Here is an 11,081-nt window from a genome sequence, read left to right on the forward strand (position 1 = left end):
GGAGCCGTTGACGTGTTGGCTGTTGGACGGCGCGCACACGGCCGAGCGGGCAGCAGCGTCCGTCGAAGGACTGCGAAACGATGTTATGAGGCCCCGCGGACGGGCCTGCCGTCAGGGGGCCGGTCCGGGGTCCGGCTTCGCGCCGGAGGGGGCAGTGTCGCGGAACGCCAGGCCAACCTGGGATTCGAGGGCGTCGGCCACGTGCCCGACAGCTGGCTGACCGCCAACGGCTGGGTCGACCCGCTCACCGGCGCCGCCTACAACCCGGCGAACTACCCGCTGCACGGGTCGGGCCTGTTCTTCGCCGGCCTGGAGTGAGACGGCACGCTGCACGTCTACGATCCGAACTCCGACGGCACGTTCACCCCCCGACCGCAGGAGACGGCCCACACCCGGGGCCGCCTCCTGGGTGAGGCGGAACGGGGGCGGTGAGGCGCCCGGGCAGTACGCAGTGACGAAGCTCCTGGCCGACGGGGGTCACAACCACGACCACCCGCCGACGGCCAGGAGCTTCGTCGTGCCTGTCCCCCGAAACCACGGTGAGGTCGGGAGGGGCGTCACGATTCACCAGCCGGATCGCGCCGACGGCCAGGCCGCCGCCGAGTGCGATCAGTGGGGCCTCCGGGCCGACGGGCTGGTGGGTGTGCCACCGCCGGGCGGCGTGTGGCCGAAGTGGAAGAGCTTTCTGGGAATCCCGGTGCGGCGATCAGAGGAGTGTCCTGGTGCCGTCGCTCGGGCGGTCGGCGGCGGCCGGAGTTCTCAGAAGGCTCCCAGATTCTCTCCGAAGGTGGCCAGAGAGGGCTGAAAGCGTCGGTGTCGGTTTTCCGATGATCCTCGACTGACTTGGAGCCCTTGCTGTGGCCACGTTCCTTTCCGGGCTGGGCCGGTTCTCCTTCCGGAGACACTGGCTGGTCGCCCTGCTGTGGGTGGGACTGCTGCTGGGGACGGGGGTGCTGGCCGGGCGGGCCGCAGCCCCGCCGCCGAACGACTTCTCCATGCCGGGTACGGAGGCGCAGCAGGCGTACGACGTTCTGAAGGAGGGTTTCCCGGAGCTGAACGCCGACGGCGCGACGGCCCGGGTGGTCTTCCGCACGCAGGGCGGCAAGGTCACCGATCCCGGGGCGAAGGAGGCGATCGGGAAGGCGGTTCGAGCGCTCGGCAACGATCCGCAGGTCGCGCGGGTGACCGACCCGTTCACCGCCCGCTCGGTGAGCGAGGACGGCTCCACCGCGTACGCGCAGGTCTCCTACCGGGTGCCCGCGTCGAAGCTGGAGGACGGCTCGCGCACCGCCCTGCAATCGACCGTCGAGCAGTCGCGCTCGCCGGAGTTGTCGGTCGAGGTCGGCGGCAATGCCGTCAACGCGACGCCAGGCGGGCATTCCTCGGAGGCCCTGGGCCTGGCGGTGGCCGCCGTGGTGCTCGTCGTGACGTTCGGCTCGCTGCTGGCGGCCGGGCTTCCCCTGCTCACCGCCGTCCTCGGAGTGGGCATCAGCGGACTGGCCATCCGGGTGCTGGCGCAGCCGCTCGGTCTGGGCTCGACCACGACCGGCCTCGCCACCATGATCGGGCTGGCCGTCGGCATCGACTACGCCCTGTTCGTGGTCTCCCGCTACCGGGCCGAACTCGCCCGTGGCCGCAGCCGCGAGGAGGCGGCCGGCCATGCGGTGGGCACCGCCGGGTCGGCGGTGGTGTTCGCCGGTCTGACGGTGGTGATCGCCCTCGCGGGACTGTACGTGGTGGGCATCCCGCTGCTGACGCAGATGGGACTCGCCGCGGCCGGCACGGTCGTCATGGCGGTGCTGATCGCGGTCACCCTGATCCCCGCCCTGCTCGGGATCTGCGGCCGCCGGATCGGTCCGGCCCGCCCGCGGCGCCGGCGGAGGGGCGCGGCCGGCACGCCTCGGCCGGGCCTGGGCGTGCGGTGGGCGCGGTTCGTGGTCAGGCGGCCGGTTGCCGTCCTCCTGGGTGGTGTCGCCCTGCTCGGCGTGATCGCGGTTCCGGCGGCTTCCCTGGAGATGGGCCTGCCGGGCGACGAGAGCAAGCCCGTTTCGACCACCCAGCGCCGGGCCTACGACCTGGTGGCCGAGGGCTTCGGTCCGGGCTTCAACGGCCCGCTGACCGTGGTCGTCCAGGCCGACGGCGGCGGCAGCGCCGAGCCGGCGGCGCAGGGCGTCGCCGACCGGATCCGCGACCGGAAGGACATTGCCGCGGTCGGGCAGCCGAAGTTCAGCGAGTCCGGCGACACCGCGGTCCTGACCGTCGTCCCGGCGACGTCGCCGGGCAGCACGGAGACGGCCGACCTCGTGCACGCGCTGCGTGACCCGGCGCTCGCCGGAGACAGCGGTGCCCGGGTGCTCGTCGCCGGTACGACCGCGATGAACGTGGACGTCTCGCAGAAGCTGTCCGACGCGTTGATCCCGTACCTGGGTCTCGTGGTCGGCCTCGCGTTCCTGCTGCTGATCGCCGTCTTCCGCTCCCTGCTCGTCCCGCTGAAGGCGGCACTGGGCTTCCTGCTGTCGGTCCTGGCCGGTCTGGGCGCGGTGGTCGCGGTGTTCCAGTGGGGTTGGCTGGGCTCCCTCGTCGGGGTCGCGGAACCGGGCCCGGTGATGTCGATGATGCCGATCTTCATGGTCGGTGTCGTCTTCGGCCTCGCCATGGACTACGAGGTGTTCCTGGTCACCAGGATGCGCGAGGCGTACGTGCACGGGCAGCCGCCGTTGAAGGCCGTGGTCAGCGGATTCGAGCACAGCGCCCGGGTGGTGACCGCCGCGGCGGTGATCATGATCTCGGTGTTCGCCTCGTTCCTGGGCTCGGACGAGCAGATGCTCAAGACCATCGGCTTCGGGCTCGCCGCGGCCGTCCTCCTCGACGCGTTCGTCGTCCGGATGGCGATCGTGCCGGCCGTCCTGGCGCTGCTCGACCGGCGTGCCTGGCACCTGCCCGGCTGGCTGGACCGTCTCCTGCCCGACCTCGACGTCGAAGGCGAGCGCCTCGAACGGGCTCCGCGCGAGGCCACCGCAGGGGCGGTCGTGACGCCGTCCGGCGGAGGCCACGACACCCCCGCCGAGGCCGCGGGAAGCGGCAGCGGCCGCCCGGCCGGTGCGTGAGTCGTCTGCTCCTCCTTCGGCCGGTCCCCGCTCCCGGCTGATCCTGCGCTCCATCACACGCCCTGAATCCACCACCCTCAGGAGATCGCTCATGCCCGCCGCCCCGCCGCGTCCCGCTCCCGCCCGTACGCTCTGGCGCCATGCCCTCGAAGGAGCCTTGTCCACCGTGGCCGCCCTGGTGGTCATGGCCGCCACCGCATGGGCGGCGCTGACCGCCCTCGGTGCGGACGCGATCGCGTCCGTGTCCCGACTGGTGCCGACGCTGGTGAGCATGGCCTTCGGGAGCGGCATCACCGTGACGTCGGCGCCCGCCGCCGGGTCCGGAGGCGAGGACGGGCTCGGCGGATTCGGCGGAGGCGGGCTCGGCGGGCTGCTCGGAGGACTGGGCGGCGGCGGTGGCCTGGACCTCGGTCTGACGGGCGTGGTCTCCGTGACGCCGCTGACCCTGACCTTCCTGGGCACGGCCGTCCTGGCGATCGGGTTCTTCCGGCCCCTGTACCGGCGGCCACAGCCCACCTCGGAGATGCTGTGGGCCCGGTTCGGTGGCGCCGTGTCGTCCGCGGCGGCGCTCTTCCCCTTGCTGGTCGGTACGGCCCACGGCACGGCACGGCTGCCCGAGAGCGTGACGGAACGGTTCGGCAAAGGCGGCTCGTCCGGAGCACTCGGCCGGTTCGGCGGCGGCGGTGGCCTCACCTCGGGGCTGTCCTCGGTGACCTTCGACACCGACACCGCGGTGACCGTCTTCTTCGGGCTGCTGTGGGTGTGCGTGGTCCTCGGCCTCGGCTGCGTCGCGGCCCGGCGCACGACCCTGTCGCGCCCCCTCACCCTGGGCCCGGTGCGACTGAAGTGGCACGCTGTCACGTCCACGGTGACGGGCATCGCGGCCGTGCTGTGCTGCTCTGTCCTGGCTGTCGCCCTCGTGGCCGGTGCAGCGGCCCTGACCGGCCGGGAGCAGGCGGCCAAGGCAGCGGGGGCGCTGCTGCTCCTCGGCCCGAACCTGGTCGCCGTGCTGCTCACCGCCGGGCTGGGAACCCCCTGGGAGGCGGGCACGCACCGCATAAAGCCCGAGGGCGGCGGGATGTTCGGCATGTTCGGCGGAGGAGCCCGGAGCGACGCGGCGGGCACGGACAGGTCCCTGAGCATCGACGGCTGGTCGGGCGCCGGCGTGCCGGTGTGGCTGATCGGGCTGCTGCTCGTGCTGCTCCTGTTCGTGGTCGCCGGGTACGTCGCCGCCGCCCGTACCCCGGCACGCACCCGGCGGGAGGAAGCCCAGGCCGTGTTCGGCCGGCACACCGAGACCGCGATGCGCCTGGGGATCGCCGTCGGCCTCCTGTTCCTCCTGCTGCCCCTGGCAGCCCGGGGGTCGCTGCGGGTGGGCGTCAGCGTCATGGGCAACGAGATGGGAGGCATGACCGCCGGTCTCGACGGACGTCCGGGACTGCCGGCGCTCGCCGCCGTCGTGCTGGCCGCCCTCGCGGGCTACGGCGGCAGCCGCCTCCACGAGCGGCGGGCCCGTCGCCGGCACGCGGCCGCTCCCACCACCGACGCCAAGGGCCGGTACCCAGTCCCAGCCCCTGTCCTGGCCCGCTCGGCCTCCTCCCAGGACTCCTCCGACCACGCCTCCTGAGCATGTGATCCTGGGAGGACCCCACTCAGCCCTGTCCGTGAAGGCGGCGATCCACACCATGGCGGCACCGACACCCCCGGTTCGACCTGCGGGGGACCGACCGGACCACCTGCTCGTCGTCGACGACGAGCCCACCGTCCGGGAACTGCTGCGCACCGCTCTGCGCTACGCCGGCTTCGACGTCGACGCGGCCGGCACCGGGCGCGAAGCCCTCGACCTCGCCGCACGGCGCACACCCGATCTCGTCCTGCTCGACGTCATGCTCCCTGACCTGGACGGCTTCGAGGTGATCCGCCGCCTGCGCGCCCAGCCCCGGGCACCCCACCCCGGCCGCGGCGGAGACGTGCCGGTCCTCTTCGTCACCGCCCGCGAGGACCGCCGGGACCTCCTGCACGGTCTGAGCCTCGGCGGCGACGACTACATCACCAAGCCCTTCGATCTGGAGGAGCTCATCGCCCGGATCCACGCCGTCCTGCGGCGTACCCGAGGCGAGCAGACGGCCCGAATCACTGTCGGAGACCTGGCGATCGAGCCCGACAGCCACCACGTCACGCGGGCAGGGCGGAGCGTGCGGCTCTCCCCGACCGAGTTCCGCCTGCTGCACTTCCTGGTGACGAACGCCGGACGGACCATGACGAAGAACCAGATCCTGGAGAGCGTGTGGGAGTACGACTTCGGCGGTGACGCCGGCATCGTCGACACCTACATCAGCTATCTGCGCCGCAAGGTCGACAGCGACGAACCCAAACTCATCCACACCGTCCGCGGGGTGGGATACGTGATCCGCGGGCCCCGGCCATGACGCGGTCCGTACCGCCGGTCCCGCCCGTCGTCCCGAACCCGAAACGGCGCCGCGTGCCATCGATCCGACGCCTGCTGAGCGGCCTGTCGCTCCGCACCCGCCTGGTGTGCCTGTCCATCGCCCTGGTCGCCGTCGGCCTCATCGGCACGGGCCTGCTCGTCACCACGGCCCTGCACGGATACCTCCAGGACCGCGTCGACGACCGGCTCGTCCTGACCGGCCAGGTCGCGGCCCGTCTCTCACCGCCCGTCGGCCCCGGTACTCCGACGGGCGTGCAGGCCCTGGGCATCCTCGGAAACACGACCGTGACGTACCTCGACGACGACGGCGCCACCCGCCGGGCGTTCGACGTGAGTCCCACACCACCCGGCGGCGGCCCCGAACTCCCTCCCCTCGACCGCGAGGCCGTCCTCGCCCACGGAGGCCACCCCTTCACCGTGCCCTCGCACGACGGCGAGCACGCCTGGCGGGTGGTCGCCCTCACCCAGCCCACCCAGCTCGTCCCACCGGACCCGTCCGGCAACCGGGGAAGCGTACTCGTGGCGACCGCCCTCGACGAGGTCGACCACACCGTCGCCAAGACCCGCACTCTCTCCCTGACCATGGGGGCCGCACTGCTCGCGGTACTGGCCGCCGTCGGCTGGTTCGCCGTCCGCTCCGGCCTGCGCCCACTGACCCGGATCGAGGAGACCGCCACGGCGATCACCGCCGGCGACTACTCCCACCGGGTCCCCGAACTGGCCGCTCCTCACACCGAAGTGGGCCGCCTGACCGCCTGTCTCAACCAGATGCTGACCCAGATCGACACGGCGTTCCGGGCCCGCGCGGAGACCGAATCGAGGACGCGACGCTTCTTCGCCGACGCCAGCCACGAACTCCGTACGCCCCTCGTCGGCATCAAGGGCTACACCGACCTCTACCGCATGGGCGCCCTGTCCACCCGCGAGGACCTCGACCGGACCATGACCCGGATCGCCGCGGAGTCCAAACGCCTCACCCGGCTCGTGGAGGAGATGTTCCTCCTCGCCCGCCTCGACGAGGACACCCACACCGCGGCCGCCGGCCTCGGCCGGGCACCGGCCTTCACCCTCGATCTCGCGCCGATGGACCTGCGCACCCTGGCCGCCGACGCCCTCCGCGACGTACGCGCCCTGGACAAGGGCCGCCCGGTCACCCTCACCGGCCCCGATGGCGGGAAACCCTCCAACGCCCCCGCGATCGCCGACGAGGCCCGGCTCCGCCAGGTCGTCACCAACCTGATCGGCAACGCCGTCACCCACACCCCGCCCGGTACCCCGATCCGCATCGGCGTGGGCACCGTCGGCGCCCACGCCGTCCTCGAAGTCGCCGACCAGGGCCCCGGCCTCACCCCCACCGAACGCGAACGGGTATTCGACCGCTTCTACCGCACGGACGACTCCCGCAACCGCGCCACCGGAGGCTCCGGCCTCGGCCTCGCCATCGCCCAGGCGCTCGCCGCCGCCCACGGAGGCCGCATCACCCTCGACACCGCCCCAGGCCAGGGCTGCACCTTCCGCCTCCTGCTCCCCTGGCCTTCGCCGTCACATCAGTGGCCTGCGCCGCCCTCGGCGTAACAATGGCGCCCCCATCCGGCCCTGGGCGGCGGCGCACCGCCTCCTCACCGCGCAGGGTGACGCGCCCCCGGCCCCGCCGTCGCGCTCGCCAGGCACCGTGCGTCGGCCTGATCGGACTGATCGGCGTGTGGGGCGGGCCGTCCGGACTGTCGCCGGTACGTGCCGGGGGTGGGCTGGCCGAGTGCCGCACATGGGGCGGACGATGGAGGGACCATCCGCACGCGCCCGGGAGGAGTGTGGGAATGGCTCGCAGCACGGCACAGGGGGGCGACCGGCCGGCGCCGGCGGATGCCTCGATGGCCGCCGGCGGGCTGCTGGACGTGCTGGGGGTCGCCGCGGTGGTCCTGGACGAGCGGGGCCGGATCGTGCTGTGGAGCCCGCAGGCCGAGGAACTGTTCGGCTTCGGCAACCAGGAGGCACTGGGCCGGCCCGCGGCGAAGCTGTTGGTGGAGGAGGAGCAGCGGCCCCAGGTGCTGGAGCTGTTCAGCCGCGTGATGTCCGGGCAGGGGCCGTGGGCGGGGGTTTTCCCGGTGCGGCACCGGGACGGGCACACCGTTCGGGTGGAGTTCCGCAACATGCGCCTGGTGGCCGAGGGAGGCCGCCTGTTCGCGCTGGGCATCGCTTCGAAGGAGCGGACGCTGCGCCGGGTGGAGCGGGACGTGGCACTGTCCTCGCGGTTGGTGGACCAGTCGCCGATCGGGCTCGCCGTGCTGGACACCGGGTTGCGGTACGTGCTGGTGAACGCGGCGCTGGAACGGATCGACGGCGTACCGTCCGGGGAGCACCTGGGCCGTACGCCCTGTGAGGTGCTGCCGCACCTGGACACCGCGATCGAGGCACGCATGCGAGAGGTGTTGGCCTCCGGTGAGCCGGTGCTGGACGAGGTCACCACCGCGATCAGGCCGGCCGATCCGCACCGGGAGCACGCGTGGAGCGCCTCGTTCTACCGGCTGGAGGACCAGGCCGGGCGGATCATCGGGGTGGCGGTCTCGGTGGTGGACGTCACCGAGCAGCGCGAGGCGGCGTTGACCGCGGCGCGGGCCCGTCGGCGCCTGTCGCTGATCGCGGACGCCTCGATCCGGATCGGCACCACCCTCGATCTGCCCACCACGGCGCGCGAGCTCGCTGACGTGGCCGTGCCCGAGGTCGCCGACATCGCCGCCGTCGACCTTCTGGACGCCGTCCTCGCCGACCCCGCGCCCGGTGGTGACCCGGGCGAGGTGCGGTTCCGCGCCATGGCGATCAAGGCCGCGGACCGCAGCCCCGCACTCCAGGCCGCCGACCCGCTCGGAGAGGTCGCCCGCTACGTGGCGCAGCGGCTGGTCGCCCAGTGCGTGCGCACCGGCCGTCCGGTGCTGGTGCCGCAGGTGCGCGGCCCGGACGTCGCCCGCGTCGCCCGCGACGCCGACGCCGCTGACCTGCTCCGGCAGGCCGGACTGCACTCGTACCTCGCCGTACCGCTGATCGCCCGCGGCGAGGTCCTGGGCGCCCTGGACCTGAAACGGACCCGAACCCCCGCCCCGTTCGACGCCGACGACATGGTGCTGGCCACCGAACTCGCCGCCCGCGCCGCCGTCTGCATCGACAACGCCCGCTGGTACCAGCGGCAGCGCCACGCCACGCTCGTCCTCCAGCGCCACCTGCTTCCGCCGCGCCACACCGCCGATCCGCCCGGCCTCGCCATCGCCCACCGGTACCAGCCCGCCACCACCACGCACGAGACCGGCGGCGACTGGTTCGACGCCATCCCGCTGCCCGGCGAGCGCACCGCGCTCGTCGTCGGCGACGTCATGGGCTCCGGCATCACCGCGGCCGCCACCATGGGACAACTGCGCACCAACACGCGCACCCTGGCCCGCCTGGGACTCGACCCCGACGAGGTCCTGACGCACCTGGACGAGACCACCCGCGACCTCGGCGAGGCCATGGCCACCTGCCTCCTCGCCGTCTACGACCCGCACACCCGCAGGTGCCGCCTGGCCTGCGCCGGCCACCTCCCGCCCGTCCTGGTCCGCGGGCACCACCCGCCGCACCTGATCGACCTCGACCCCGGCGCACCGCTGGGCGTCGGCGACGTCCCCTTCCGCACCACCGACCTGCGCCTGCGGGCCGGCGACGACCTGGTCCTCTACACCGACGGGCTCGTCGAGGTCCGCGACCAGGACATCGACCAGCGCCTGGAAGCGCTCATCGACCTCCTCGCCTGCCCCCACCGGGACCTGGAGGACACCTGCGACCTCCTGCTCTCCGCCCTGCGCCGCCCCGACACCGCCGACGACGTCGCCCTGCTCATCGCCCGCGTCCTGTCCTGACCGGCAGGCCGTCGCCCCTCTGCCGGCCGGACGCGCGCTCCCCGCTGCCGGACGTCGGCCAGGCTCGGTCGTCGGCGGCCAGCCATGGCTCGTCGGCGGCGGTGACGGGGGTCGTTCCGGTGAAGGCGCGGACGTCGTGGTGGAGGTGGGACTGGTCGGCATAGCCGCCCTCCGCGGCCACCTGCGTGGGGGACTGCCCCCGGGCCAGACAGTGGACGGCGCGATCGAAACGGACCAGCATGGCGGCGCGTTTGGGTGTCAGGCCGATCTGCGCCCCGAAGCGTGACCACGTGCGCTGCCGGCTCCACCCGATCCGCACCGCGAGGTCGCTCACGCGGGCCCGTCCGCGGCTGGCCACGATCTGGCGCCAGGCCCATGCCACTTCAGGATCGGCCGCCCTGCCCGCATGGAACCGGGTCATCAGCTCCGTGTCGATCAGCGCGAAACGCTCCGGCCAGGTTCGCGCATGGTGGAGCCGCTCCCGCAGACGCGGCGCGGCCCCACAGGTCGTCGAGCGCGATGACGCTCCCGCGCAACTCCGCGAGCGGCAGCCCGAGTACGGAGTGCGCGACCAGCGGAGACAGGCGGACCTGCACGCACTCGACATCCTCGGCGTGCACCTCGAACGCCCTGAAGGCGAGCCCGGCGGTCAGACTCTCCGATCGCATTCGGCCGGCCGCGCCGTCGATGTCGAACGGGCGGCCCCCGAACTCGACAGCCACGGTGACGGCCGGGTGCGGAATGGCACGCAGGTCGATCGGACCGATGCCGCGCATGCGGAACCCGGCCATGTCGACCCCGGGCAGCGCGGTCACCCGCGACGGTCGCGCGATCTCCCAGGCAACGGTGGAGTCTGCCGTCCGGCGAACAGGTTGCACACGACGACGGTACGAGCAGCCCGGCATCGGGATCAACCACCGTACGAGGCGCGACATTTCTCCAAGACGCCCCGAGCCCGCCACTGCGAGAGTGATGGCCCCCGCACCGACGGACGGAGGAACGATGGACGAGACGACCACCCCGCCGAACGAAGACAGCCGCGCACGACCCGACGCGGCACCGAACGCCCCGGGCAGACGGCGGGCGCGGACCCGCCGGTGGCGGATCGCCCTGATCGACACCGGCCCGCGGTTGGACGCGTACGCCGGCGACAGCTTCGCCGCCCGCCTGATCACCACGCCCGTGGTGGCGGAACTCGTCTGGCGGCTTCGTACCGACAGCACGATCCGTGCCGCACTCGACAGCGCGTTCACACGCCACGTACGGATTCCCGACCGGATCGTCTCCGACGTCAGGGGCATGACCTACCGCAGCCTCACCGCAACCGACGAAGCGTCCAGCGCGTACGTGAGGGAACGGCCCGTCCCCGACCGGCTGGCAGGCCTCGGCCTGCCGACGCTGGTGATCTTCGGTTCCCAGGACCGGCGATGGCAACCCGCCTCCGCCCAGGACTACCACCGGGTCCCCCACGCCCGCATCGAGATCCTCGACGGTGTCGGTCACACGCCCATGTTCGAGGACCCCGACACCACCGGAGCCCTCCTCCACGGCTTCGTCGACACCGCGACGCCTCCCGCCGAGGAGGCCGCCGACCTCGTACGGGCGGGTACCGGACTCTTCGCTCCTGGCCACCCTTGA

At 73.0% G+C, this 11,081-nt stretch carries 8 protein-coding genes; 6 read left to right on the forward strand and 2 right to left on the reverse strand.

Features of this window, described 5'->3' with window-relative positions; translation table 11 throughout:
• Positions 1-857 precede the first annotated feature (857 nt).
• From ACIRRH_RS22760 to ACIRRH_RS22780, 5 genes are all read left to right on the forward strand, one after another.
• Positions 858-3,107 (forward strand): MMPL family transporter, encoded by a 2,250-nt coding sequence (locus ACIRRH_RS22760; protein ID WP_403070287.1) that lies wholly within the window; start codon positions 858-860, stop codon positions 3,105-3,107.
• A 91-nt stretch (positions 3,108-3,198) separates the two neighbouring features.
• Positions 3,199-4,734 (forward strand): streptophobe family protein, encoded by a 1,536-nt coding sequence (locus ACIRRH_RS22765; protein ID WP_403070290.1) that lies wholly within the window; start codon positions 3,199-3,201, stop codon positions 4,732-4,734.
• Positions 4,735-4,792: 58 nt separating this feature from the next.
• Positions 4,793-5,536: a response regulator transcription factor gene (locus ACIRRH_RS22770; protein WP_403070293.1), complete on the forward strand. Its 744-nt coding sequence runs from the start codon at positions 4,793-4,795 to the stop codon at positions 5,534-5,536.
• Between the two features lie 53 nt (positions 5,537-5,589).
• Positions 5,590-7,131 (forward strand): ATP-binding protein, encoded by a 1,542-nt coding sequence (locus tag ACIRRH_RS22775; protein WP_403070296.1) that lies wholly within the window; start codon positions 5,590-5,592, stop codon positions 7,129-7,131.
• Positions 7,132-7,373: 242 nt separating this feature from the next.
• Positions 7,374-9,443: a SpoIIE family protein phosphatase gene (locus tag ACIRRH_RS22780; RefSeq protein WP_403070298.1), complete on the forward strand. Its 2,070-nt coding sequence runs from the start codon at positions 7,374-7,376 to the stop codon at positions 9,441-9,443.
• Here ACIRRH_RS22780 and ACIRRH_RS22785 read toward each other — a convergent pair.
• The gene (locus ACIRRH_RS22785) at positions 9,421-9,777 is read right to left on the reverse strand and encodes a helix-turn-helix domain-containing protein (protein WP_403070301.1); all 357 of its coding nucleotides are present in this window, start codon (positions 9,775-9,777) and stop codon (positions 9,421-9,423) included. The genes ACIRRH_RS22780 and ACIRRH_RS22785 overlap by 23 nt on opposite strands.
• A 49-nt stretch (positions 9,778-9,826) precedes the next feature.
• Entirely contained in the window at positions 9,827-10,258 is a 432-nt protein-coding gene (locus tag ACIRRH_RS22790) for a hypothetical protein (RefSeq protein ID WP_403070304.1), read from the reverse strand.
• A 187-nt stretch (positions 10,259-10,445) separates the two neighbouring features.
• Between ACIRRH_RS22790 and ACIRRH_RS22795 the strand changes: the two genes are divergently transcribed.
• A complete protein-coding gene (locus ACIRRH_RS22795; protein WP_403070306.1) occupies positions 10,446-11,081 on the forward strand; it encodes an alpha/beta fold hydrolase in 636 nt (211 codons plus the stop codon).

Origin of the sequence: Kitasatospora sp. NPDC101235 (assembly GCF_044767505.1) — a bacterium.
Classification (GTDB): domain Bacteria; phylum Actinomycetota; class Actinomycetes; order Streptomycetales; family Streptomycetaceae; genus Kitasatospora.